Source organism: Epilithonimonas arachidiradicis, assembly GCF_003610695.1.
Classification (GTDB): domain Bacteria; phylum Bacteroidota; class Bacteroidia; order Flavobacteriales; family Weeksellaceae; genus Epilithonimonas; species Epilithonimonas arachidiradicis.
Map to the genome: position 1 here is coordinate 85,663 of NZ_RAQH01000011.1, position 23,208 is coordinate 108,870.

Sequence of the window (23,208 nt, forward strand, 5' to 3'; positions counted from 1 at the left end):
TGAACTTTGACAAAGTTCCGTTCTTAATTAATTTTCTTGTTCTCCAAAGTCGCTTTATCAGTGACTTTCAGTTTTTTCGAAGGATTTCCATAATAAATCAATTTTGATGTATTACCTATTTTACCTTTGATTTCTTCATCTACATTCAGTTCTGCATAATTTCCGTTCTGAGAATCGATTTCCAAATCTTTGATATACCAATACGGCGAAATAATACTCGCTGTATCTTTGATATTAAGCTTGGCTAAAGTTGTTTTCCCCAACAAATTAGCTCGGCTTTTGTTCGCCATTTCTATCTCGGACTTTTCTGAAATCACTGAACCGATAAATTTAGCATTATCTTTCAAATTAAGTGCGAAATTTTCAACTTTCATTTGACTTGAAATGTTAAGTTCTACAGAATCAGCTATTTTAATCACATCAAAAGGATTTTTCCCATAAATCGTGATATTGTAAAAATCAACTTTATCCGTTTCGTTTTTCTCCGTGATTGACAGATTTTTGTCTTTAACTTCAATATTAAGATTATCAAAGAAATTAGGATAAGTTTCTACATTCACAAAGTTGTGTGGACTTTGAACATAAAAAACTCGGAATTTTCCTTTCAAATTAAGTTTGGAAAACTCAGCTAATTCTACATCTTTGGATTGAATTTCGCCTTTTGGAGATACTTTTCCGCAAGAAACGATTGCTAGAATTAGAAGTAAATATAATAGTTTTTTCATTCTCTGAATTTATAATTTGACGAAATATAAAACCTAATATTTGTCATTCCGTAGGAATATATATTTTATAATCAATATATTAATAAACATTGTTGAGATTCCTACGCAATGACAAAAACAAAGTTTAAAATGGAAACAATTATATCATTTCCTCAATATGATAATTCTTATGTTCACGATTAGTTCTAATAATCAACTCTCCTAAAAATCCAGCAACGAAAAGTAAACTTCCCAAAATCATCATCGTCAATGCAATAAAAAACCAAGGATTATTAGCAATCAGATTACCATAGATTTTGAAAATATAAACATCAATCAGTTTTGAAACGCCTAACCACACTGCCGATAAAAATCCAATGATGAACATCAAGGTTCCAGCAGCACCAAAGAAATGCATCGGTCTCCCACCAAATCTGCTCACAAACCAAAGCGTCACCAAATCCAGAAATCCGCGAACAAAACGCTCAGTCCCAAATTTTGAGGTTCCATAAGGTCTTGCCTGATGCTGAACAGGTTTCTCCGTAATATTTCTGAAACCAGCATTAGCCGCCAAAACCGGAATATAACGATGCATATCGCCGTAAACATCAATGGATTTTACGACTTGTCTTCTGTATGCTTTCAAACCGCAATTGAAATCGTGAAGCGAAACGCCGGAAACTTTTCTTGCCGCCGCATTGAAGAGTTTCGAAGGAATATTTTTCGTCATCACATTATCGAAACGCTTCTTTTTCCAACCGGAGACAATGTCGTAATTACCAGCAGTTACCATTTCGTAAAGCTCAGGGATTTCTTCCGGAAAATCCTGTAAATCAGCGTCCATTGTAATTATCACATCACCATTGACTTTTTCGAAAGCGGCATGAAGTGCCTGAGATTTTCCGTAGTTTTTGGAGAATTTAATCCCGTGAATTTGTGGATGTTGAATTTTGAGGTTCTCGATAATAGACCAGGATAAATCCGTACTTCCGTCGTCTATAAACCAGACTTCGTAAGATAATCTGTTGTCTCGGCAAACGTTGTCGATTCTTGTAAACAATTCCTCCAAAGAGTCTTGCTCGTTAAGTAATGGGACAATTATAGAAAGATTCATTTTTTATAAAGATGTTAGATGTTAGATATCAGATATTAGATTTTTTAATTTTAGAGTAAATCATTAATTTAAATAAAACCCCATAATTATTTATTAACCAACATCTTATTCATAGCGTTTTTTGTTCTTCAAAAAGCCAGCAATGATAATAGACAAAAGTAAATAAAATAATAAAAATCCACCAAAAACAGCCGATAAAAATTGGAAGGAAAAATAATTTCGGTTCTCTTTCTGAGCTGCTATTCTAGCTTGTTTAGCATTTTTATAATCGGTTTCCAGCTCTTTGATTTTAGTTTGGTCTTTCAGATTCGCTGCTTCAACTTTTTTCTGTTTGTAAGCTTCGTCCAGATTATCTAATTCGGTCTGAATGTATTGATGGCTCAGCATATCTCTTGCATCTGTGTCAACATAATTCAGGAAGATAAAAATGGACAACATCGATAAAAATCCACCAACGAACAAGGTTACAAAAGATTGTTTGAAAGCTTGAGGATAAGTGATTTTATCTTTTCCACGAAGCCAAAGCACAGATATGAATCCACCAAAAACATACAGAAATGTCATTCCAAAAGCGTTGACTTTCATTGTAGTATTCCAATAATTGGCGTCTGCGAAAAAATAATAAACAACGAAGAATACCAACATTGTCGCTAGAAATAAACCAAAGCCAACGGCTACAGGATTTTTTGTCATAATTTTATTTTCTAAAAAAATTGAAAATTTTTAATTCTGAGAATCAGTTTTTTAAAACCATAATGGGATTAATAATCTTAATATCCTGTGTTTCTCATTTTTTAATTCAATATTAAATTTTTATCTTTGCACCGGCAAGTCCTAAACAACCAGCTCCTGAGAATCCTCCAGGGTGGGAACGCAGCAAAGGTAATCGGTTGTAGCGGTGTGATTTAGGTAGCTTGCCATTTTTTGTATCTATACATTAAGAAATTCTGAGATTAAGTGATTTAAAAATTATCTAATCTCAGAATTTTTTTGTTTAAAATTCGAATTCCTCTCCTAATTTTGGTAAAGTAAAATCGATATTCTTATCTGTGAAATGCTTTTTCGCATCTTCGTGATTGATTTCAATCGGAGGAAAAGTATCGAAATGACAACCAATCACTTTTGGTGTTTTCAATAATTCTGACGCTGCAAAAGCCGCTTTTCTAGGACACATCGTATAATGTTTCCCCACTGGAAGGATTGACAAGTCTAAAGTTCCGAAAACCTGCGGTAACAAGCTCATTTCCGAACTCACGCCAGTATCTCCAGCCATATAAAGATTTCTTCTATCCGCAAATCTGAAAATATATCCAGCAGCCAAACCTCCGTAACTTCCGTCCGGGAAAGAACTTGTGTGTAATGCAGAAACCATAGAAATCTTCAAATCATCGATTTTTGCAGAACCTCCAAAATTGATATCGATATTATTAGAATGTCCAAAATAGCCACAAATCTCAGGCTGACCAATTACAGTTGCTTCAGGATGATTTTCAAGAACTTCTTTCACGTCTGCGATATGGTCGCCGTGCGCATGCGTAATCAAAACGTAATCGATTTTCTGGGCCTTGATATCAAAACCTGATTGCGCTTTCTGATAATTGTAAAAAGGATCGGAAAGAATTGTTTTCCCGTTATACGTGAACAAAAAACAGTTTTGTCCGAGGAATTTTATTTTCATTTTTATTTGATTTATTAATTAACAAAATTAAGCCCGAAAGCCGTCAAAACAGCCATCATAAAAGTTAAGATTCCGACTTGTTTTAGAAATGGGTCAAGTAACTTTGGTTCTTTGATTGCCATTATACTTCTTCTCAATTTCATAAAAGGAAATATCAAAATCATCACAATAAACGGATAATAAAGGCCTTTTTCCTGAAATCTATTGTACATCAAAAAAGCTAACATTAATAGAATTGGTAATTGTAACAATATGATTTCGTAAATCATTGCTTTTTTGAATCCTAACCTTAATGCGAAAGTTTTCTTACCTGACAATTCGTCATTCACGATATCTCTCATATTATTGAGATTTAGAACTGCCATACTCAACATTCCAATAGCAGAAGCTGGAATCAAAATATCATAATCAAAGGTTTTTGTAAATAGAAAATAACTTCCACAAACAGAAACCAATCCGAAAAAGATGAATACAAAAACATCTCCCAATCCCAAATAGCCATAAGGTTTTTTGCCAACCGTATAACCAATCGCAGCCAAAATACAAGCCACTCCTAAGCCGATAAAAATCCAGAATTCTCTGATATTCGCTGGATAAAAAGCAACATATAATAATGCAACCGTTGCAACAAAAGATAAAATCGATAACAAAATCACAGCATTTTTCATTTGATTGGCTGTAATTTTACCGGAAGCCACAGCGCGCTGTTCTGCCTCTCCTATCCTATTTTTGTCGGTTCCTTTTACACCGTCGCCATAATCGTTGGCAAAATTGGAAAGGACTTGGTATAATAATGTTACCAAAAGTGCCAAAGCGAAAATTCTCCAATCCCAAGTTCCTCCATTTTCAGAAAGTCTCCATTTTGCAATGAAAGCTCCCATAATAATTCCACTGAGTGAAAGTGGTAATGTTCTAAGCCTCGCAGCCTGTATCCAATGTTTCATTTATTTTATTTCTGTGGCTTTTAAAATCGTTGATTTTTTTCCAAAATCCGCGCTATTTTTTAATTCGAAAACGATAGAATCATTATCGAAAGTGATATCCATTAAATGTGAGTGTGGTGTTTCCAAATAAATCGTTTTTAGTTCCAAAGTATTTTCATCTTTCCAACAGAAACTATTTGTGATTTTCGCAGGATAAAGTTTGTAGCTGTCCGTTAAAGATTTTTTATCCGAAGTTGGCTGAATTCTCATTGTTTCCTGCTGATTCCATTTTCCTGAAGTGAATTCGAATGGATAAGATTTTCCATTAATCATTAATTTCATTTCGAATTTTTGACCATTCGATTTTAATTCTACCGATTGATATTTGTCTTTGTTTTCAGCAAAACTGAAAGTTTTATTAATTTTCGGGAAGATTTCGCTTTTCAAGGGCTCAATGGAAAGATTATTTTCCAAATCCTTAAGTTTCTGGTAAGCCGATTTATTTTCGGGAATCGCTTTTGGTTGAAAAGCTGGTAAAAGATGTTCCCAAACGAGATTTAACTCTTCCTGAAGATTGTTACTTTCTGCCGTCATAATCACAACTGCATCTTGTTCCGGCAAAACCAACATATATTGTCCGTAAGCGCCGTCACCACGGAAGGAATTGAAACGATTCCTCCACATCTGATAACCATAACCCTGAACCCAATCGTTTTCACTTCTCAATTTTTCGTCAGCATTTGGATTTTGTAAAATATGTGCAGAACTGGCTTCATTAATCCAATCTTCAGAGATAATTTGCTTTCCGTTCCACTTTCCTTTTTGGAGAAAAAACTGGGCAAATTTTGCCATATCTTCAGTCTTCACACGCAATCCCCAACCTCCGGTATTAATACCTTGTGGATTACTTTCCCAATCGTAATCTTTAATTCCTAGCGGGTCAAATAATCTCGGTTTCAAATAATCTGCAACCGTTTGACCTGTCACTTTCTGAATAATCGCAGAAAGCATAAATGTCGCCAACGAACTATAATTGAATTTGCTTCCTGGTTTATTATCAATCGGAACTGCTAGATAAGCTTTTACCCAATCGCTTTCGCTTCCACGGATAAAATCGGGTTCTTTTTCCATTCCCGTTGACATTGTCAGGAGATTTTGGATTGATAATTCTTTAAGATTATCACTGATTTCTGTGGGTAGCTTATCAGGAAAAAAAGAAATGACTTTATCAGTAACTTTAAGTTTATTTTCCTGAACTGCAAAACCAATCGCTGTTGCTGTAAAACTTTTGCTGCAAGAATATAATCTGTTCTTTAAATCTTTCTGATAAGGATTCCAATATACTTCTGACACCACTTTTCCGTGTCTCAAAAGCATAAAACTGTGAAATTCTGTTGATTTGATTTTATTCGCGACTGTCAAAAACTTCATTATCGCTTCTGAAGAAATCCCTTCCTTTTCAGGAATACTTCTTTGCAAAGGACTTTGAGCAGAAAATAACGCACAAGCAAAAGCCATTTGTGGCAATAATGCTTTTCTGCAAATAAAAGATGAATGGAACATAGGCAATTGCTCTATTTATTCGGTAATTAAGAAATCCACTGGTCGTCTCCGAAATTCGGTTTACGTTTTTCCAAGAAAGCATTTCTACCCTCTTTCGCTTCTTCTGTCATATAAGCTAAACGTGTTGCTTCTCCTGCAAAAATCTGCTGTCCAACCATTCCGTCGTCTGTCAAATTCATAGCGAATTTTAGCATTCTGATAGAAGTTGGAGATTTGGCAAGGATTTCTTGAGCCCATTCGTAAGCTGTGTCTTCCAATTCAGCGTGAGGAATTACAGCGTTTACCATTCCCATATCTGCTGCTTCCTGAGCAGAATAGTTTCTACCTAAGAAGAAAATTTCTCTGGCTTTTTTCTGACCAACCATTTTTGCTAAATATGCAGAACCATAACCGCCGTCAAAACTTGTAACATCGGCATCGGTTTGTTTGAAAATCGCGTGCTCTTCACTCGCTAAAGTCAAATCGCAAACTACGTGAAGTGAATGTCCGCCACCAACTGCCCAACCGTTTACTACAGCAATTACAGCTTTTGGCATAAAACGAATCAAACGCTGAACTTCTAAGATATTCAAACGATGTCTTCCGTCTTCGCCAACGTAGCCTTGATGTCCACGCGCTTTTTGGTCGCCACCACTGCAGAAAGCGTGACCGCCGTCTTTTGGACTCGGGCCTTCGCCTGTCAGCAACACGACCCCGATTGACGAATCTTCGTAAGCGTCATAAAAAGCATCGTAAAGTTCTGAGGTTGTTTTTGGACGAAAAGCATTTCTAACTTCTGGTCTGTTGATAGCAATTCTTGCAACGCCATTTGATTTTTTATAGGTAATATCTTCGTATTCTTTGACGGTTTTCCAGTCTGCCATTTTTTGAAAATTTAGTTTGTAAATATACGGAGAACTGATGTGGTTTCAAAGGGAAATCGATGAAACGTTTTCCTGGGATGCGTAAGGGATAAAAGCGGTTATCCTTTTTTTGCTTTGGAAAAAGCTTGGGCAAAAAAGATATGAGCGTATAGCCCGACCCGCTTGTTTTTCTACGGCAAACTTTGATTTTTATCACCAATGTTCTGGAAAAACAAAGGGTTACGCCCAAATAAAAAAAGCCCCAGAAAATCCGGAGCTGTAAATTATATTGGAATAAAGTTATTCTACAACCTTGATTGCGCTTGCCAAAAATCTTGTTTCAGTCTTTGGTTCTGTAATCGCATCGATTTCTGTTTGCGTTTTTTTAGCATCTTCTGCATAATGTTGTAATTCTTTTACAGAAGTTGTTTTACTCTCTGCGCTGCCTTCCAGAACAACAGTTTTACCTTCCAAAGCCGTCGGAACGAAGAATGCATAATCTTTCATTTTAACAAAGAAAGTTTCGCCAGAATCTGTTGCTAAACTTACCCAACATCCTTTTTTAGGACAAACGCCGGTCACTTTTCCTTTGACGGAAGTTTTAGCGATTTTTGGAGTTGCTTTCAGTTCTTTATTCAATTCGTCTGTGGATATGGCTTTCTTAACAGCTTTTGCGGAAACATCCTGTCCATAAAACTCTCCTACTTTGGCGTCGCCAGCCGGTGGACCGGATTGTGCAAATGCGGAAACAGACAGCCCTATCAATATGAAAGCAAACAATATATTTTTCATAATCAATGATTTATTTTTAATGCTGTAAATTTAGAAAATTAATTAAAATGAAAAATTTTTATTTTTTGATGTAACGAAAATGACTTTTCAATTGTCATATTAATAACAAATCAAAAACTATAAAAAATTATACTTATGAAAATAAAACTTTTATCCCTAATTCTTTTGGCTTCTGTTAGCAATTTTTCCTGCATACAGAAAAATGGTTCCAATGATGTAATGTTTTCGCACTTATTATCCGACTCCGGAAAAGGCGAAGTGATTGAGAAATCTTATTCGATGGATTTTGACGAATTACAAATCTCAACTTCTCTTAATGCGGAAGTTTATAAATCCAGTGAAGAAAAAATTGTTGTGTACGCTCCTTCTGACCTAATGCAGTATGTGGTTGTGAAACAAGACGGAAGAAAAGTTCAGGTAAAAATTCAATCTGAAGGTAAACTGAACATCTCAACTGACAGAATCAAAATTAAGGTTTACGCAAAGGATTTTGACGGATTGGTAGCTAACTCAAGCGGAAGTATTGTTCTGAAAGATGATTTTAAATTCTCTGATCTTGATGTGAAAGTTTCAAGTTCTGGAAATATCAAAGGAAATATCAACGGTGATAATGTGAATATCCAAGCTTCCAGCAGTGGTGATTTCTACGGAGATATCGTTGCAAAAAATCTTAATTTACAATCCTCTTCATCGGGCGGAATCAATATCAAAGGAAAAGCAGACAGTGTAAGTGCTCAAGCATCTTCAAGCGGAGATATCAAAGCTGAAAACTTAACGGCAGACAGCGCAGTTCTTACAACTTCTTCTTCGGCTGATATTACGATTGGTGTACGCAATAGTTTGACTGCAAGTGCTTCCTCCAGCGGAGATATAAATGTACTGAAAAGAGGCGACCTGAATAAAGTGACCAAAAACGAAAGCAGCTCCGGTTCTGTTAATATCCGGTAATTTTATATTAATTTTTCTCTCAAACGGAAAGAGACCTGAATTCCAGGTCTCTTTTGTTATTTATTAAAATCAAATTCCGATTAGAACTTGATGATATCTTGCATTTTAGCAGTTTCCTCATTTACTAACTCGTCATCTACCAAGATTTTTCCAGAATGCTCATCGATGATAATCTTTTTTCTTTGAGCAATTTCCATTTGCTTTTGTGGCGGGATTGTGAAGAAAGAACCTTTTGGCGCTCCTCTTTCCAAACCTACAACGGCAAGACCTGTAGATGAACCTTGACGGATTCTTTGGTAAGAAGCCAACAATCTGTCATCGATTTTCTCAGCAAATTCTTTAGATTTTTCCAACAGATAATCTTCTTCTTTCTGAGTTTCAGAAATCAAATTATCCAACTCGTTTTTCTTATGGTTCAAGTGGTTTTTCAGCTCCTCGATTTTAGCGTTCAAATCAGACAAAGTTTCTTTTTTGTGGTCGATTTTGCCACCGAATTCTTTGATTCTTTTTTCAGCTAACTGAATTTCCAATTCCTGATATTCTACCTCTTTTGACAAAGCTTCGAACTCTTTGTTATTTCTAACGTTATCTTGCTGCGTTTTATATTTATCAATAAGAGTTTGAGCTTGTTTCATCAAATCTTTTTTGCTGTTGATTTCAGCATTTTGCTCAGCAATTTCAGTTTCGAATTTTTGGGCTCTTTTTTCAAGACCTTCAATTTCTATCTCAAGGTCTTCTACTTCAATCGGCAACTCGCCTCTTGTATTGCGGATCTCATCCAAACGGGAATCGATAATTTGCAAATCGTAAAGAGCTCTTAATTTTTCTTCAACAGAAATTTCGTTTACTTTAGCCATATCTATATAAAATAATTAACAGGATTTGTTTTTATTGTCGTTTTAGCGATTGCAAATGTAGTGAATTTTTCGGACAAAATTTCAAATAATTGTTGAGTTACAAATTGTTCTGATTCGAAATGTCCAATATCACAAATCAGCAATTTATCTTCCCCTGAAAAGAAATCGTGATATTTCACATCGCCAGTCAAATAAGCATCACATTTTGCAGATATGGCTGACTTTATTCCACTTGCACCACTTCCGCCCAAAACGCCTACTCTCTTGATTTTTTTTCGAGTTAAATTATTGTGTCTGATGATATTAAGATTAAATTTTTCTTTAACGAACTTTAGAAAATCAGTTTCATCCATTTCTGTTTCCAAATCTCCGAATCTCCCCAAACCGGTATATTGATTTTCGTTTTCGAGAGAAATTAATTGGTAAGCGACTTCTTCGTAAGGATGATTTTGCCTCATCGCAAAGAGAATCTGATGTTTTTTATAATCTTCAAAAATCATTGAAAGTAAAACTTCATTGGCGTTTTTTCTCTCATTTTGAGTTCCGGTTACAGGATTTGAACCTTCTAAAGGTCGAAAAGTTCCGTTTCCATTGATTGAAAAACTGCATTCATCATAAAAACCAATATTTCCTGCTCCGGCTTCAAAAAGTGCATTTTTCAAATTCTCAGCAGATTCAACAGGAACATAAACTTCGAGTTTTCTTAATTGATTTTGTTTTGGCATTAATATTTTCTGATTCTTCAATCCAAGAACTTCACAGATTTTATAATTAACCCCCAAATAATCATTATCAAAAGCTGTGTGAATTGCATAAATCGCGATTTTACTTTCTAAAGCTTTTAAAACAGCTCTCTCAACATAATTCTTTCCTGTAATAGATTTTAATCCAGAAAAAATAATCGGATGAAAACAAAATATAAAGTTTAAATCCTTTTCAATAGCTTCATCAACTACAGATTCCAAAGCATCGTGGGAAATCAAAATTCCAGAAATTTCTCTGTCTGGATTTCCACAAAGCAAACCAACATTATCAAAATCTTCTGCTTGTCTTGCCGGAATTATTTGTTCAAAATCTTTTATAAACTCTTTGATTTTCATATTTGAGATATTATCTGATAAACAATCGGTCATCAAAAGTAAATTTTTCTATTTTCTTAATTTTAACTTCCGGAAAATTAATATGTCTCGGATTGATGATATAATTAAATTCACCTTGAACCGCAGCTGAAGGGATTTTCATTATTAAGAATTTTTGATCTTTAAGAAATTTGTCCCCGATTTTCTGCGTGCTGTCGGGATGTGGAAAAGTGTTCCAATCTTTTGACAATCGTTTCGGTTCGAAAAAAAGAATATCAGGAATTTCGATATGAATCAAGCGATAATCCTGTGGCAAAATCCCCAAAGGAATATGAACAGCGATTTCCGTCACGCACAAAGCAATGGAATGTGCTGTGTAAAGTGCAGCGCTTCCTTTGCTATTCCATCTGCCACCGGCAATTTCCGCTCCTTTTCCGGAAAGGTCATTAGCATAGATTTCCTTTGAGAGTCTGTAAACAATCATCTCAGATTATGCTAAAACGCCATGTTCTATACGAGTCAACTCATCCATAAGAAGCGATATTCCAAAAACACTACCCAACAAATCTTGTGGTTTTGTCTTTCCCAAAGCCACATTCTCGGACTGCAGCCATATCAAAAAATTATCGGAAGAACCAAAAACTTCCTCGCCTCTTTGATAAAGCATTTCTATTTGCAAAATTTTTTCGGACTGTAAAATATCAAAAGATTTTTCTTCTTTCTGGTAGCGGGACAATGTTTTTCCTGAAATATGGAGAAAATCTGCCCAATCCTGCATTGTAAAAGGAAACTTCTTTGCAAGGTTGTCAAAAATCTTAAACGATATACCTTTTTGCGAAATATCCATTAAGCGAAAGATACCGACATCATCAAAATTCTGATAACCATAAGCAACGGCAGCTTCCTGAACCAGATCCGTTTTATATTCTGAAGTTTTATACTTTTTCATTTTTGTAATTTTCTACTACAAATATACGAACATTGTCTAAATAAAAAAGACTTTTGTCTATTTATTTTTAAAATAAATTTCTAAAATATTTTACTTAACTTCAATAATATTTTAAATGGATGAAAATAAAACCAGAATTTGACCTTATTCCCGAAGAAGGTTGGCGCAAAAAGATCTACGAAGTTGTTTATTTATCAGAGACAAAAGCTGGTAAAATATTCGATATCGGATTATTGTTCTTAATTCTTTTTAGTACGGTTTTGCTAATGGTGGAAACGATTCCCATCATCAGATTACAATATTACAAGGAATTTTACTACGCCGAATTTTTCATCACCATCATCTTCACAATAGAATATATCCTGAGAATCATCTGCATCAAAGATAGGGAAGAATATATTTTCAGTCCATTGGGAATCATTGATTTCCTGTCCATTATACCTTTCTACATCAGTTTATTCTTTCCGATTTGGCATTTTGTGGCCATTATCAGGATGTTGAGAATTCTTAGAATTTTCAGGATTTTCAATCTGGCAGATTATATGCACGACGGTCGCTTTATTGTCTCAGCACTCAAACATAGCTCCAGAAAAATCTATATTTTTCTATTGTTTATGGTCATCTTCATTGTCATCATCGGTGCGCTGATGTACGTAGTGGAAGATGGCAAAAATGGCTTTAGCAGTATCCCACAAAGTGTTTATTGGGCTGTTGTCACTATTACGACTGTCGGTTATGGTGACATTTCGCCTGCCACGCCTTTAGGAAAATTATTGTCTATCGTAGTGATGTTATGCGGTTATAGCATCATCGCTGTTCCAACCGGGATTGTCACTTCAGAGTTCCGAAGAAGAAAAAGTGATGTGAAATGTAACCGATGTGGAAACGAAGATAATGATGATAACGCCAGGTATTGTAAGATTTGTGGTGAAAAAATGGTTTAGTTTTCTCTTATAAACATCGATTCAAATTCATCTTGATTTTCAAGAAAAGTTCTTTTAGCTTCATCATAACCGATATCGAATATCTCTTTTAAACGCTGAGGGTTTCTCTCAAAAATGCCGTATTTGGATAACTTTTTCGAAGTAATGAACCAATCACAAAAAGCAAATTTATAAATCTCGGTTCGATGCGATAATAATTCGTACGCTCTAGTTGTCACAGAGCGGATTGTCTTAAGGTCAGCAGCGTGAACATCTTGCGGCGGTGTTACATAGACTCCAATCAATTTATCACATTCATTATGGATGACATCGGCTGGAAAATTATTTAGAACGCCACCATCGCTGTACATTTCGTCATTAATAAAATAAGGCGTAGAAATCCCCGGAATACAGGACGACGCAATAATAGCATCAACTACTTTATAATTCTTTTCGAAAACTTTCTGATTACCAGTAATCAATTCCGTAGCGACAATTCTCACATCTTTTTCCAAATCACCTAATGTCATATCCTGAAAAATAGGATTGAGATAAGTCGTAAAAATAGCAGATGAAACAAATCCTGGCTGATTAAACGTAAAATGTTTCCAATGGAAAAAATAAATGGACTTGAAAAAATCCAAAATTTCTTCAGGCGACTTCCCTACGGCATATAGCGAACCAACAATAGAACCTGCACTGCAACAGGAAAGAATATCAGGTTTAATGTTTTTTTCATTCAAGAACTTCAACACACCAGCGTGAGCCAAACCGCGCGTTCCTCCGCCTGACAAAACCAATCCTAACTTCGAATTTTCCATTGAGTAAAATTAAAAAAACCACAGAACAATCTGTGGTTTTATAATATGAATATTATGTTAATCTCATTAAATATGAATCACTTCTCCATAAGCAGCGGCAACAGCCTCCATCACCGCTTCAGAAACAGTTGGGTGCGGGTGAATCGATTTAAGAACCTCGTGTCCTGTTGTTTCTAATTTTCTTGCTACAACTGCTTCAGCAATCATATCAGTAACACCGTCACCAACCATATGGCATCCTAACCACTCTCCGTATTTAGCATCGAAAATAACTTTGATAAATCCGTCAACATCACCGTTTGCAGTCGCTTTTCCAGATGCCGAGAAAGGGAATTTACCAACTTTGATTTCGTAACCTTTTTCTTTGGCCTGTTTTTCAGTTAAACCAACAGAAGCGATTTCTGGATGACAATAGGTACAACCCGGGATATTTCCGTAATCGATAGCTTCTACGTGTAATCCTTTGATTTTTTCCACACAAGTAATTCCTTCAGCAGAAGCTACGTGAGCCAAAGCCTGAGTTGGGATAATATCACCAATCGCATAGTAACCAGGAACAGAAGTTTGGTACCATTCGTTAACCAAAACTTTTCCTTTTTCTGTTTTGATACCAACAGCCTCAAGACCTATTCCTTCTACGTTAGAAGCAATTCCAACAGCAGAAAGAAGAATATCCGCTTCCAAAGTGATTTCTCCGGTTGCCGTTTTCACTTTCGCTTTTACACCATTTCCTGAAGTATCAACAGATTCTACAGAAGAATTGGTCATTATCTCAATTCCAGCTTTTTTTAGAGATTTTTCAACGTGTTTTGAAACTTCTTCATCCTCCAAAGGAACGATGTTTGGTAAAAACTCAACCACAGTTACTTTAGTTCCCATAGAATTATAGAAATCAGCAAACTCAATTCCGATAGCCCCAGAACCTACAACAATCATAGATTTTGGCTGCTCAGGAAGAGATAATGCTTGTCTGTATCCGATTACTTTTTTACCATCCTGAGGAAGATTTGGCAATTCTCTGGAACGCGCTCCAGTCGCGATGATGATATTAGTTCCAGAATATTCAGTTGTTTTTCCTTCTGCATCTACTACAGAAACTTTTTTGCCAGCTTTCACCGTTGCAGTTCCCATAATGACATCGATTTTGTTTTTCTTCATCAGGAACTCAATACCTTTGCTCATTTTGCCCGCTACGCCTCTACTTCTCTGAATCACCTTAGTGAAATCGAAGCCTGGATTTTCTACTTTATTAAGACCATAATCTTCAGCATGCTTCAAATAATTGAAAACGTGAGCAGACTTCAGAAGGGCTTTTGTCGGGATACAACCCCAGTTAAGACAAATACCTCCAAGATTTTCTTTTTCGATTATAGCGGTTTTGAAACCCAATTGAGCAGCTCTGATTGCAGTTACATATCCGCCAGGTCCACTTCCAATAACAATAATATCGTAGTTCATCTGATTTAAAAATTTTATGCGAATTTACGGAAAATTATTGGAAGCATAATATGACAAAAAGCAACTTTGTGAGTTGCTTTTATAAATTAAGTTTAACAGTTTTATTCTAAAATAAACTCATTTACATCTTATTAGAACATCGAATTGCAGCAGCCCGACCTGAGTGGAGCTCTTTTTCTTTTTTTTAATAAAAAAGAAAAAAACGAGAACGGAGGACGGAAATAGCTGACCAAATCATTTACAATCCCAATAACACTTTATTTTTCAACGAATTGACTTTGAATGAGAAATCTATTTTCCTAGTTTCATTAGCATTTAGAACGATATCCCAAGTTAAATCGCCAGTTTTCTCATCGTAAGTTGCGCCACCTTTATTCACCATACTGATAATAATTTGCTTATCGGTAGATACGGGAACCTGGTCTTTTATTCTCAGTTTGATTTTCTCGTTTTTATTGTTTCTGATGGTAAACTGATAAGCATATTGCTGCTCTTTGTTGGAGGACGAAATGCTTTTTTCCATTGTTTTGTCTTTTATCAAATCTCTTTTGATAGAAACTCTCCTGTCATCGCCCAACGTCAACAAAAGTTTGTTGTCCGTATTTTCTGTGTTGAGGGAAGTTTTACCGACATTGGTGTCTTGGAAAATGATATTCGCTTCCGCATTGATGAGATTATATTTGTCCAGATTGTCCAATTCCGCCACCAGAAATACCGTTTTATCCATTTTTGGAATCGTATAATAAGTGTAAGTTGCCGGAATCTCGTTGATATCCAGATTGATGCTGTTGTCCTGATCATTAGACAAAATCGTGTATAAATCCTTCAAATCATAACCGACATTGAGCTGATTTTGAAATGCACTGGCGCGAACGACTACAGATTCTATATCTTTTTCATAGGCTCTATCAGCTTGAGGTGTATTTTTTGTTCCATAAGCTAATTCTTCTTTCACGATTGGAACAGGTTGTTGATAATACAAATTCCAATCATACAGATTCGGAATATTTTTGTGAACATTTGGGAAACCGGAAATCAAGTGCAACTCCACATTTTTCCAATCCAATCCAGAATTTTGTCTGATTAATGCTTTATATAATAATTTTGTTTTCGAATTGATATCCGGAATCACAACATCATAATAAGGCCGCCAAGAAGCCTCTCGAACACTGTATTTGATGTCAAGATTCACCAATTCGTCGACATCGCTGGAAACCTGAACCACCAATTTTCCTTTTGGATAGTTTTCCATTTCCTTGCTGTTCAAATCAAATTTGGTTTGGAGTTTTCCTAATTTGACATTCAGTTTAGAAATGTCATTTTCCACGTTATCCAATTGCAAACTAAGGTCAATTCTCTTCTTTTGGTAATATTCAATCAACTTTTCCAATTCTTTGGAATAAGATGTTGACCCAGAATTGATGGTTTGATTTTTATCCAAAATCCCGATACTGTTCACCAGAGAGGTTTTCTGAATTGTAAGGTCTTTAATCTTTTTCTCCATCAGAGAAATGCTGTCCAAAACAACTCTGTGTTCCGGATTTTTCTTATCCAATTCTATTTTATAAAAATCTTCGTCATCCGTAAAACGATATGTTAAGACAGAAACCTTGGATTTGGAACCAATTTTTATTGAGGATTCATCAATGTCTTCAGCGATATTGGCAATCACGATTTCCGAACTTCCTTTTGGGATTTTGAAAGTTGTATTGCTGTACAATTCTGCAGATTGTTCATATAGCATCACCGATTTTAGTTTTGCTTCTGAGAAGATTGGTTTTTGAGCTGTAACAATTGTGATAATGCTACTAGAGCTAATTGCTAAAAAATGTTTTAATTTCATAATATGTGTTTTTAATTTAATTTTTAATCAATTTAAATGTTTCTGAATCTGTTCCGTATTTCAGTTTAACAAGATACACACTTTGAGGGTAGTTTGAAATATCAAAATGATGAAAACCTTTTACTAAGTTGTTTTTCTTAATTAAAATCTTTCCTGTATAATCATACAATACAAATTCTTCAACATCTCTTTTTGTATCAATTTTGAAACTACCTTTTGTTGGATTTGGATAAATCTTAGTGGCGAAATCTTTTCTATCCAAACTTTCTACTTCCAGTTTTTTGTTGATGTATTCTTTTGTAACACCATCTTTACAATCCGGAACAGTTGAACGCTGAAGAATTAACCTCAATAACAAATCATTCAGTTTTTCAACTTCATATTCGCTTGCAGTTGGTTTGATGTGATTGTTGCCAATTCCGCTGTCATTAGTCAAAAAGGTATAAGTTCCGTTTGTCAACAATGCAAATGTCCGCATCAGATATTCCGTTTGTTTATCGGTGTCGCTTGCTGCAATTGGAATAATAGTAATTCCTTTTTTGGAAGCTAGTTTTATTTTTTGGTGAAGTCTTTCAATATTTTCCTCGGACAAATGTGGTGGCGCATCCAGAAGAAGAAACATTATTTTCGTGGAATTTTCATTACTCCAAGCTAATTCATCAATTGATGAATCTAAAGCTTCTACAACTGCTTCCGGCGTATCACCTCCACCTTTTGCATCTTGTTTTTTAATAAAATTTATAAGATTTTCTGAATTGTTAGAAAAATCAAATTTTCTAGTCACGTACTCATCACCATTATCTCTGTAAAAAACAGAACCATATCTTACATTAGTTTGCGTCAAATTGGATTCTACTTTTTTCAAAACATCCAATAATTCTGATTTCAAATAATTGATTTCATCTCCCATAGAACCTGTTGCATCTACTACAAATACTAAGTCTAAAGCTCTTCTTCGAGTACAGCTCTCATTGATTTTAATCAAATTTTGTCCATTACTAAACTCTTTTGCATTATTTGATAAAACATTTCCCTCCTCATCAATAATAGAATATTGTTGTGAATTTGCCTTTTGATTTATTAATGATGAAATCCACAATTCTGCATTTCCTCGATTATCTGTTATACTTTCCCAGACGATTTCTTTTTTATGATTTATCAGCTTTAATTTTTTACCTATAACTGGATTATTATCCAAATTGGTCAATTGAACAGAGACTCTTTTATCTGGAAAAAATTTCCAAGTATTTTTATATTGGTCAAGAATAGGAACCGCAATATCCTGCCAATAATTCCATTTGGAAAAATCGTTTACTTCGCCAGCTGTTAGTTTCCCAGCGTCTGGTAAATCAGTTTCGATTTCTGTAATTAGAATTTCTTTTTTTGTTTTTGAAAATAATTTCTGCCAAAGTGTCCTTTTATGACCAACGACCACAACTTCTTCAATATTTTTGCTTTCATCATTATGCTTTAAAGAAGCTATTCCTCTTAAAGTAATTTTTGAAGAAGTTTCTGGTGTTCCTAAGCTAGGGGAAACTTTAACACCAGCTACTTTACCCATTAATGCTGAACTTACTGTAGAAGTTGAATATGCTGCTTTCGCTGATTCTCTTTTGATTCCCATGGCACTTACTATAACGGGCTGAACTTCTGCAGCTACAGCTTTACCAGTAACTGGCGATGGCGGTGGAGAATATGTAGGTTCATAAACTTCATTTTTAACTAATCCGCTTGTTGTTTCCAGAAGTTTTGGAATTGGTGGAGGCACACTTACATTTTCAACTTCAACACGATTGATATTGTTTTCATCTGTTGCATAATCAGGTTTTCTTTCAAAAAGAATAGCATCATTATTCTTAGGCTGAGCTTCGTGATAAGCAATTATATCTTTTGCATCAGCTGGTTTTATTGGACTTTTAGCCAAATTCTCTTCAAAAATCTTATTGATTTCTTCTACTTTTTTCGGAGTTTCTATCAGATTGGGATTGATGGGTTTTCCATAATCATTTGAAGCAATCTGAGGTTCTATTTTAACCTTATCATCATTCATAAAATATAATACACCAAATGTCAAAGCCAATCCTGCAACCATTCCGTAAGGCAACCAAATCGGGATGATTCTTTTCTTTTTTTCTTTCTTGTCCAGCTTTTCTTCAACTTTTTCCCAAACTTTTTCAAAAGAAGGAAATGTTGGATTTTCTTCTGCCGATTTCCCAGCATCGCTAAACATTTTATCGATATCTTGATTTTCCATTTTTTTAAACTTTAAGAATTAATTGTTTGAAGTTTCACAAGCTCCTGCAATTTTTTGCGGGCAAAATTCACCTGAGATTTGGATGTTCCTTCTGAGATAGAAAGCATTTGTGCAATCTCTTTGTGCGGATAACCTTCCATTGCAAAGAGATTAAAAATCGTTCTACAACCTTCAGGAAGGAAATTAAGAAGAGACAAAATCCCTCTTTCTTCCGAAACATTTTCTGTCTCTGAATCCGGTAAATCCACAAAATTTTCTTCAATAGAAATAGAAAACGGCTGTTTCTTGCGAAGCTTCTGAAGACACTGATTCACTACAATTTTCTTCGCCCAAGCATCGAAAACCTGAAAATCTTTGAGTTGTTCCAATTTTGTGAAAATGATGTAGAAAGAATCCGCCAAAACTTCCTCTGCATCTTCATCGTTCTTCAAGTAACGTTTGCAGATTACAAAGAATCGTCCTGCATATTCTTCATAAAGTTTCCGCTGTGCGTTGCGGTCTTTATTTCTGCATCTTATATATATGTCGTGTTTCATACATTGGCTTTTATAAGGAAAGATGCAATAGTTTAAAAAAGGTTGGAATTATTTTGAAAATTTATGAAAAAACTTTGAAAGTTGGCTTCCAAAGTTTTGAAATTAAATTATTATTGGATTGAAAGTCTTCGACTCCGCTCAGACTGATATTACAATTAGTATTAGAATTGTCACACTGAGCGGAGTCGAAGTGTTTTATTTTAATCCATTCAAATTATAATTTCTCTAAGGCTTTTTCAAAAGTATCATACTGAAATTTGAATCTATTTTCCAATAGAATCTCAGGATAGACATTTCGGCTTTTCAGCATTAGTTCGGTTTCTGTTTTGATGAAGATTGAAGCGATTTCTAATAACCAAACCGGACTTGGAATCCCAAATGGAACTTTAATCTTTTTCCGAATTTGGCTCATCATATTTTTATTAGACAAAGGTTTTGGAGCTGTAATATTAATTGCACCTTCAAGCTTTTCATTTTCAATAATGAAGTTAACGGCTTCACAAAAATCATCAATATGAATCCAGCTCATCATTTGGTCACCTCTACCCTGTTTTCCTCCTAAACCGAGTTTCGAAATCTGCATAAACTTTGGAAATGCACCTCCGTTTTTTCCAAGAACAATTGATGTTCTGAGCGCTACTTTTCTGATATTTTGATTTTCGGATTTTAAGAATTTTTTTTCCCAGGATTTACAGATATTCATTGAAAAATCATCTCCGACAATTCCATTTTTTTCTGTGTTTAGATGCGTTTCTGAATGAATATAAATTGTTGCAGAACTTGCATTCAGCCAGATTTTTGGTGGATTTTGACATTCATCAATGGCGCTTTGCAAAACTCTTGTTGAATTGATTCTGGAATCGTAGATTTCTTTTTTGTTCTTTTCATTGTAACGACAATCCACAGATTTTCCTGCAAGATTAATTAGGACATTTGCATTTTCCAATTCATTTTTCCAAGCTCCAATTGTTTTTGCATCCCAAAAGATTTCGTTTTTGCGTTTCGGATTTCTTGTAAGGATTTTAACTTCGTAATTTTTATCCAGAAAATAGTTTTCGAGATTTCTTCCAAGGAAACCAGTTCCAGCTGCGATTATTATTTTCATTGTAATTGATTTTAATTAAATAGCAAATTCTAAATTTTTCTTTGTGTGAACTTCAATTCCAGAACCTTCTGCAAGCATTACTGATATTGGTTTTGCATCGTTCAGAAAATTGAAATCAGCTCCATAATTTTCTTTGAAATCCACCTTAATTTCATAATTCTTTAGGTTGTAAAAATTCCATTTTGGATGTTTTACTTCATATTCAGAAGTTTGATTATTGTTTTTTGTAAACCCAAAATAATGTTCTGTAATGAATTCAAAATCAGAACCCTCAATCATTTCTCCCTGAATATTTTCTGCTTTTAAAGTCATTGTATTGAGTTTTGAAGTCTGCCAGCTGTAAGAAATGGAAAGTTCATTATTAGATTTTATGATAGAATGAGCCATCGGTAAAGTGCAATAATTCTCATTATAAAATATTTTCGCAACAAGACTCAAAGCTTTTTTAGGAACGATTTCTTTGATGAAAACCACACCTCTTTTCAAGATTCCGTTTTCTAGTTTTTTCACATAGAATCTTAGATTCACTTCTTCAAAATTTCTATGAAAAGGAACAGAAATCCCAAGAAGTTTTGTATTGAGGAACATAAACCCAACAAGACTTACCAGACATTTTCCTTTGTAAAAATCGAGTTTGGTTCCTTTTGGTAAATATGGTTTTAGAATTTCCGGATTGATTTCGTAGTTGATGATGGCCAGTTTTCGCCATTCTGCTGTTAGAAATTTCATTTTCTTTAATTTTTGTGTTTTATTATTGTTAATTCTTTTTAATGTCAAATGTTCATTTTTTGCGAAGCGCGCCCCGACTTGAGTGGAGCTCTTTTTCTTTTTTAAAAGAAAAAAGCGGGAATGGAAGGCGGATAAAGGCGCCCAAATTATTTATGAATTCGAAACAATATATAAGAGAATAGCTCCAAAAGTGATTCTGAACAACATCCAGGAAATGGTTGGAATTATCCCGAATTTCAGAATTCTGCATCGTCTCAAATGTTCTAAAAACATTATGAATACTACAATTCCGAAGTAGATAAAATAGAATACTTGGCTAAAATTGAAGAATAAAGCGGGAATTAAAAGTAATGTTCCAAGCAAAGAAACGGTCATCATATTTCCAAGATAATCCCAGATTCTGTCTTTGAGATAAATTCCCATAAATGCGCTCTGCCAAAGGATTTGCATACAGCAGATGAAAAATTCTAATCCAAAATTATTTTTAAAATCCGGGAACAAACGCTGATTGTAAAATCCTAAAACATAAGCGGAAAACAATAAAACAAAAGCAAGGTAAAACAGTCTATATTTCAAATTGAAATCCGGAACACAATTGTCTTTGGTCAAATCTTTTTTGGAAGGAATAATCTGTTTTCTGTTGTAAGAAACGAATTTGTAAAGTCTCTGGAAAAACCAATGAAAAGGCCTTATTCTTGCTATTTTTTCTAAAGTCGGAAAAGAATTCCCAATGATTGTGAGCAAACTTTCCAGCCCGTAAATTACTCTATTATTTTTTGTATCAATCAATGCGATTTCGTTTTTTGACCGATGAACATCAATCTTATTTTTAGTTTCAGAAGTGATTTCTGAAAAAGCTTCTCTTCCGTTTTCATCGAGCATTCCGGATTTGATGAAGCCTTTTGAATAGACGTTGCACATTGGACAATCTTTGTCGTAAATGAGAATGTGATTTTGTAAAGTTTTCATTGTGTTTGATTTTAAAGGTTAAGAAAATCGCCTTTCGTTCTTCTATTGTTTTTGAAAAGAATTATCATAAATATTTTAAACAATAAATTTTTCATAATTTTAAAACATTTTATATTTTCAGTAATTATTGAAAGTTAATTCGAAATAAAAAAGGAAAACAATCCTTTTCTATTTTAGTAAGTTGGTGATTTTCCCAACCAGCCAATGATCATCACTTTTTATTGCCAAGTCCATTATATTATTAATTTTGTTGGTCACGTTTCCAAAATCTTCCATTAGTTTAACAAATTGTTTTGCTTCATCGGAATCATCTTCCACATTTTTCAGTTCTTCTAAAAATGAAACAACAGGTTCTATTTCTCGCTTTCTGCGCTCTTTTGTAATCTGTTTGAACAGAAACCAAACGTCTTTTTCTGCAACAAAATATTCTTTTCTATCACCTTTTACCAATTCTTTTTTCACAATTCCCCAATCCATCAGATTCCGAAGATTCATATTGGCGTTTCCTCTGGAAATTTCCAGTTTTTCCATCACTTCGTCTGTGGACAAGGGTTTTCCCTCTGCCAAAAGCAAAGCGTGAACCTGCGCCATTGTTCTATTGATTCCCCAGTTGGTGGCAAAAGTTCCCCAAGTCTGGATGTATTTTTCTTTAGCTTCTGTAAGTTTCATTGTAAAGATTAATTTCTTGTACAAATGTAATTAATATTTTTGAATTTTCAATAATTATTGAAAACAAAATAATACTTTATTTAATATTAATAGATGTAGAATATTTAGCTATTCAATAATTAATAAAATTAATTTTAAATTAATAATAAAAATAAATCAGATTCATTACATTTGTTTAATAATTTTAACCTAATGAAGTATACTTTGTTAAAAAGAAATAAAAGTTTCAAGGCTGATTCTCATTCGCATTTTGTACGATGGATGAGAAAGATGGATTTGCAGCAATGGACTGACAACAAAGACTTTATGGAGGGTTATGCCTACAGAAAATCGACTTTTGAGAACATCAATATTCGTCACAACAGCGAAGAAGACTTCGTGGAAGATTTACAAAAAAATAACCTTTTGAAAATAGAATCTTCAAAAGGTTTATTTGGTTTATTTTAAAATTT

Annotated in this window: 24 protein-coding genes and 1 other RNA gene; 4 read left to right on the plus strand and 21 right to left on the minus strand. The window is 34.4% G+C overall.

Annotated elements, in window-relative coordinates:
- Positions 1-23: 23 nt before the first annotated feature.
- The 3 genes from BXY58_RS15590 to BXY58_RS15600 all read right to left on the minus strand — a co-directional run bounded on the left by BXY58_RS15590 (position 24) and on the right by BXY58_RS15600 (position 2,511).
- Positions 24-725 (minus strand): GIN domain-containing protein, encoded by a 702-nt coding sequence (locus BXY58_RS15590; RefSeq protein WP_120214798.1) that lies wholly within the window; start codon positions 723-725, stop codon positions 24-26.
- Between the two features lie 139 nt (positions 726-864).
- A complete protein-coding gene (locus BXY58_RS15595) occupies positions 865-1,818 on the minus strand; it encodes a glycosyltransferase family 2 protein (RefSeq protein WP_120214799.1) in 954 nt (317 codons plus the stop codon).
- A 105-nt stretch (positions 1,819-1,923) separates the two neighbouring features.
- Positions 1,924-2,511: a DUF4199 domain-containing protein gene (locus tag BXY58_RS15600; RefSeq protein ID WP_120214800.1), complete on the minus strand. Its 588-nt coding sequence runs from the start codon at positions 2,509-2,511 to the stop codon at positions 1,924-1,926.
- Positions 2,512-2,643: 132 nt separating this feature from the next.
- Between BXY58_RS15600 and ffs the strand changes: the two genes are divergently transcribed.
- Positions 2,644-2,741, plus strand: an RNA gene (gene ffs / locus BXY58_RS15605) — signal recognition particle sRNA small type.
- Positions 2,742-2,812: 71 nt separating this feature from the next.
- Here ffs and BXY58_RS15610 read toward each other — a convergent pair.
- The 5 genes from BXY58_RS15610 to BXY58_RS15630 all read right to left on the minus strand — a co-directional run bounded on the left by BXY58_RS15610 (position 2,813) and on the right by BXY58_RS15630 (position 7,616).
- On the minus strand, positions 2,813-3,496 hold the full coding sequence (locus tag BXY58_RS15610; RefSeq protein ID WP_120214801.1) for a metal-dependent hydrolase: 684 nt from the start codon (positions 3,494-3,496) through the stop codon (positions 2,813-2,815).
- 14 nt (positions 3,497-3,510) lie between these two features.
- Positions 3,511-4,440, minus strand: coding sequence for a 1,4-dihydroxy-2-naphthoate octaprenyltransferase (gene menA / locus BXY58_RS15615; RefSeq protein WP_120214802.1), 930 nt, complete (start codon positions 4,438-4,440; stop codon positions 3,511-3,513).
- Positions 4,441-5,982, minus strand: a complete 1,542-nt coding sequence (locus tag BXY58_RS15620) for a serine hydrolase domain-containing protein (protein WP_120214803.1) — start codon at positions 5,980-5,982, stop codon at positions 4,441-4,443.
- A 26-nt stretch (positions 5,983-6,008) separates the two neighbouring features.
- A complete protein-coding gene (locus tag BXY58_RS15625; protein ID WP_120214804.1) occupies positions 6,009-6,845 on the minus strand; it encodes a 1,4-dihydroxy-2-naphthoyl-CoA synthase in 837 nt (278 codons plus the stop codon).
- Between the two features lie 279 nt (positions 6,846-7,124).
- Complete coding sequence (locus BXY58_RS15630) at positions 7,125-7,616, minus strand: DUF4920 domain-containing protein (RefSeq protein ID WP_120214805.1); 492 nt, start codon at positions 7,614-7,616, stop codon at positions 7,125-7,127.
- Positions 7,617-7,751: 135 nt separating this feature from the next.
- Here BXY58_RS15630 and BXY58_RS15635 point away from each other — a divergent pair, with 135 nt between their 5' ends.
- Positions 7,752-8,564, plus strand: a complete 813-nt coding sequence (locus BXY58_RS15635; RefSeq protein ID WP_120214806.1) for a head GIN domain-containing protein — start codon at positions 7,752-7,754, stop codon at positions 8,562-8,564.
- 80 nt (positions 8,565-8,644) lie between these two features.
- On the opposite strand, the gene BXY58_RS15640 is transcribed toward BXY58_RS15635, so the two are convergent.
- The 4 genes from BXY58_RS15640 to parS are packed head-to-tail and all read right to left on the minus strand — an operon-like array spanning position 8,645 to position 11,449.
- Positions 8,645-9,421: a zinc ribbon domain-containing protein gene (locus BXY58_RS15640; protein ID WP_120214807.1), complete on the minus strand. Its 777-nt coding sequence runs from the start codon at positions 9,419-9,421 to the stop codon at positions 8,645-8,647.
- Positions 9,422-9,423: 2 nt separating this feature from the next.
- A complete protein-coding gene (locus BXY58_RS15645; protein WP_120214808.1) occupies positions 9,424-10,521 on the minus strand; it encodes a Nif3-like dinuclear metal center hexameric protein in 1,098 nt (365 codons plus the stop codon).
- A 10-nt stretch (positions 10,522-10,531) separates the two neighbouring features.
- A complete protein-coding gene (locus BXY58_RS15650; protein ID WP_120214809.1) occupies positions 10,532-10,984 on the minus strand; it encodes an RES family NAD+ phosphorylase in 453 nt (150 codons plus the stop codon).
- A 6-nt stretch (positions 10,985-10,990) separates the two neighbouring features.
- The gene (gene parS, locus BXY58_RS15655; RefSeq protein ID WP_120214810.1) at positions 10,991-11,449 is read right to left on the minus strand and encodes a type II RES/Xre toxin-antitoxin system antitoxin; all 459 of its coding nucleotides are present in this window, start codon (positions 11,447-11,449) and stop codon (positions 10,991-10,993) included.
- 119 nt (positions 11,450-11,568) lie between these two features.
- Here parS and BXY58_RS15660 point away from each other — a divergent pair, with 119 nt between their 5' ends.
- Entirely contained in the window at positions 11,569-12,393 is an 825-nt protein-coding gene (locus tag BXY58_RS15660) for an ion transporter (RefSeq protein ID WP_120214811.1), read from the plus strand.
- On the opposite strand, the gene BXY58_RS15665 is transcribed toward BXY58_RS15660, so the two are convergent.
- The 9 genes from BXY58_RS15665 to BXY58_RS15705 all read right to left on the minus strand — a co-directional run bounded on the left by BXY58_RS15665 (position 12,390) and on the right by BXY58_RS15705 (position 22,756).
- Complete coding sequence (locus tag BXY58_RS15665; RefSeq protein WP_120214812.1) at positions 12,390-13,193, minus strand: patatin-like phospholipase family protein; 804 nt, start codon at positions 13,191-13,193, stop codon at positions 12,390-12,392. The two genes, BXY58_RS15660 and BXY58_RS15665, sit on opposite strands and share 4 nt — an antisense overlap.
- A 66-nt stretch (positions 13,194-13,259) precedes the next feature.
- Positions 13,260-14,651 (minus strand): dihydrolipoyl dehydrogenase, encoded by a 1,392-nt coding sequence (gene lpdA / locus BXY58_RS15670; RefSeq protein WP_120214813.1) that lies wholly within the window; start codon positions 14,649-14,651, stop codon positions 13,260-13,262.
- Between the two features lie 238 nt (positions 14,652-14,889).
- On the minus strand, positions 14,890-16,494 hold the full coding sequence (locus BXY58_RS15675) for a DUF4139 domain-containing protein (RefSeq protein WP_120214814.1): 1,605 nt from the start codon (positions 16,492-16,494) through the stop codon (positions 14,890-14,892).
- Positions 16,495-16,510: 16 nt separating this feature from the next.
- Positions 16,511-18,748 (minus strand): VWA domain-containing protein, encoded by a 2,238-nt coding sequence (locus BXY58_RS15680; protein ID WP_120214815.1) that lies wholly within the window; start codon positions 18,746-18,748, stop codon positions 16,511-16,513.
- Positions 18,749-18,759: 11 nt separating this feature from the next.
- The gene (locus tag BXY58_RS15685; RefSeq protein WP_120214816.1) at positions 18,760-19,284 is read right to left on the minus strand and encodes an RNA polymerase sigma factor; all 525 of its coding nucleotides are present in this window, start codon (positions 19,282-19,284) and stop codon (positions 18,760-18,762) included.
- Positions 19,285-19,498: 214 nt separating this feature from the next.
- Positions 19,499-20,389 carry a TIGR01777 family oxidoreductase gene (locus BXY58_RS15690; protein ID WP_120214817.1) on the minus strand — a complete coding sequence of 297 codons (891 nt, stop codon included), beginning with the start codon at positions 20,387-20,389 and terminating at the stop codon, positions 19,499-19,501.
- A 15-nt stretch (positions 20,390-20,404) separates the two neighbouring features.
- Positions 20,405-21,118, minus strand: a complete 714-nt coding sequence (locus tag BXY58_RS15695) for a YqjF family protein (RefSeq protein ID WP_120214850.1) — start codon at positions 21,116-21,118, stop codon at positions 20,405-20,407.
- A 150-nt stretch (positions 21,119-21,268) separates the two neighbouring features.
- The gene (locus BXY58_RS15700; protein ID WP_120214818.1) at positions 21,269-22,087 is read right to left on the minus strand and encodes a DCC1-like thiol-disulfide oxidoreductase family protein; all 819 of its coding nucleotides are present in this window, start codon (positions 22,085-22,087) and stop codon (positions 21,269-21,271) included.
- A gap of 168 nt (positions 22,088-22,255) precedes the next feature.
- Entirely contained in the window at positions 22,256-22,756 is a 501-nt protein-coding gene (locus tag BXY58_RS15705) for a GbsR/MarR family transcriptional regulator (protein WP_120214819.1), read from the minus strand.
- Between the two features lie 192 nt (positions 22,757-22,948).
- On the opposite strand from BXY58_RS15705, the gene BXY58_RS15710 reads away from it, so the two are divergent.
- Positions 22,949-23,203: a hypothetical protein gene (locus tag BXY58_RS15710; RefSeq protein ID WP_120214820.1), complete on the plus strand. Its 255-nt coding sequence runs from the start codon at positions 22,949-22,951 to the stop codon at positions 23,201-23,203.
- Positions 23,204-23,208: the final 5 nt, after the last annotated feature.

Excerpts from the sequence above, each read along its gene's own strand:
- BXY58_RS15700 (WP_120214818.1), bottom strand. The coding sequence starts at position 22,087 with ATGAAAACTTTACAAAATCACATTCTCATTTACGACAAAGATTGTCCA.
- BXY58_RS15645 (WP_120214808.1), bottom strand. The coding sequence starts at position 10,521 with ATGAAAATCAAAGAGTTTATAAAAGATTTTGAACAAATAATTCCGGCA.
- lpdA (WP_120214813.1), bottom strand. The coding sequence starts at position 14,651 with ATGAACTACGATATTATTGTTATTGGAAGTGGACCTGGCGGATATGTA.
- BXY58_RS15610 (WP_120214801.1), bottom strand. The coding sequence starts at position 3,496 with ATGAAAATAAAATTCCTCGGACAAAACTGTTTTTTGTTCACGTATAAC.
- BXY58_RS15665 (WP_120214812.1), bottom strand. The coding sequence starts at position 13,193 with ATGGAAAATTCGAAGTTAGGATTGGTTTTGTCAGGCGGAGGAACGCGC.
- BXY58_RS15660 (WP_120214811.1), top strand. The coding sequence starts at position 11,569 with ATGAAAATAAAACCAGAATTTGACCTTATTCCCGAAGAAGGTTGGCGC.
- BXY58_RS15710 (WP_120214820.1), top strand. The coding sequence starts at position 22,949 with ATGAAGTATACTTTGTTAAAAAGAAATAAAAGTTTCAAGGCTGATTCT.
- BXY58_RS15685 (WP_120214816.1), bottom strand. The coding sequence starts at position 19,284 with ATGAAACACGACATATATATAAGATGCAGAAATAAAGACCGCAACGCA.
- menA (WP_120214802.1), bottom strand. The coding sequence starts at position 4,440 with ATGAAACATTGGATACAGGCTGCGAGGCTTAGAACATTACCACTTTCA.
- BXY58_RS15625 (WP_120214804.1), bottom strand. The coding sequence starts at position 6,845 with ATGGCAGACTGGAAAACCGTCAAAGAATACGAAGATATTACCTATAAA.
- BXY58_RS15650 (WP_120214809.1), bottom strand. The coding sequence starts at position 10,984 with ATGATTGTTTACAGACTCTCAAAGGAAATCTATGCTAATGACCTTTCC.
- BXY58_RS15705 (WP_120214819.1), bottom strand. The coding sequence starts at position 22,756 with ATGAAACTTACAGAAGCTAAAGAAAAATACATCCAGACTTGGGGAACT.
- BXY58_RS15690 (WP_120214817.1), bottom strand. The coding sequence starts at position 20,389 with ATGAAAATAATAATCGCAGCTGGAACTGGTTTCCTTGGAAGAAATCTC.
- BXY58_RS15675 (WP_120214814.1), bottom strand. The coding sequence starts at position 16,494 with ATGAAATTAAAACATTTTTTAGCAATTAGCTCTAGTAGCATTATCACA.
- BXY58_RS15630 (WP_120214805.1), bottom strand. The coding sequence starts at position 7,616 with ATGAAAAATATATTGTTTGCTTTCATATTGATAGGGCTGTCTGTTTCC.
- BXY58_RS15695 (WP_120214850.1), bottom strand. The coding sequence starts at position 21,118 with ATGAAATTTCTAACAGCAGAATGGCGAAAACTGGCCATCATCAACTAC.
- BXY58_RS15600 (WP_120214800.1), bottom strand. The coding sequence starts at position 2,511 with ATGACAAAAAATCCTGTAGCCGTTGGCTTTGGTTTATTTCTAGCGACA.
- BXY58_RS15620 (WP_120214803.1), bottom strand. The coding sequence starts at position 5,982 with ATGTTCCATTCATCTTTTATTTGCAGAAAAGCATTATTGCCACAAATG.
- BXY58_RS15590 (WP_120214798.1), bottom strand. The coding sequence starts at position 725 with ATGAAAAAACTATTATATTTACTTCTAATTCTAGCAATCGTTTCTTGC.
- BXY58_RS15680 (WP_120214815.1), bottom strand. The coding sequence starts at position 18,748 with ATGGAAAATCAAGATATCGATAAAATGTTTAGCGATGCTGGGAAATCG.
- parS (WP_120214810.1), bottom strand. The coding sequence starts at position 11,449 with ATGAAAAAGTATAAAACTTCAGAATATAAAACGGATCTGGTTCAGGAA.
- BXY58_RS15595 (WP_120214799.1), bottom strand. The coding sequence starts at position 1,818 with ATGAATCTTTCTATAATTGTCCCATTACTTAACGAGCAAGACTCTTTG.
- BXY58_RS15635 (WP_120214806.1), top strand. The coding sequence starts at position 7,752 with ATGAAAATAAAACTTTTATCCCTAATTCTTTTGGCTTCTGTTAGCAAT.
- BXY58_RS15640 (WP_120214807.1), bottom strand. The coding sequence starts at position 9,421 with ATGGCTAAAGTAAACGAAATTTCTGTTGAAGAAAAATTAAGAGCTCTT.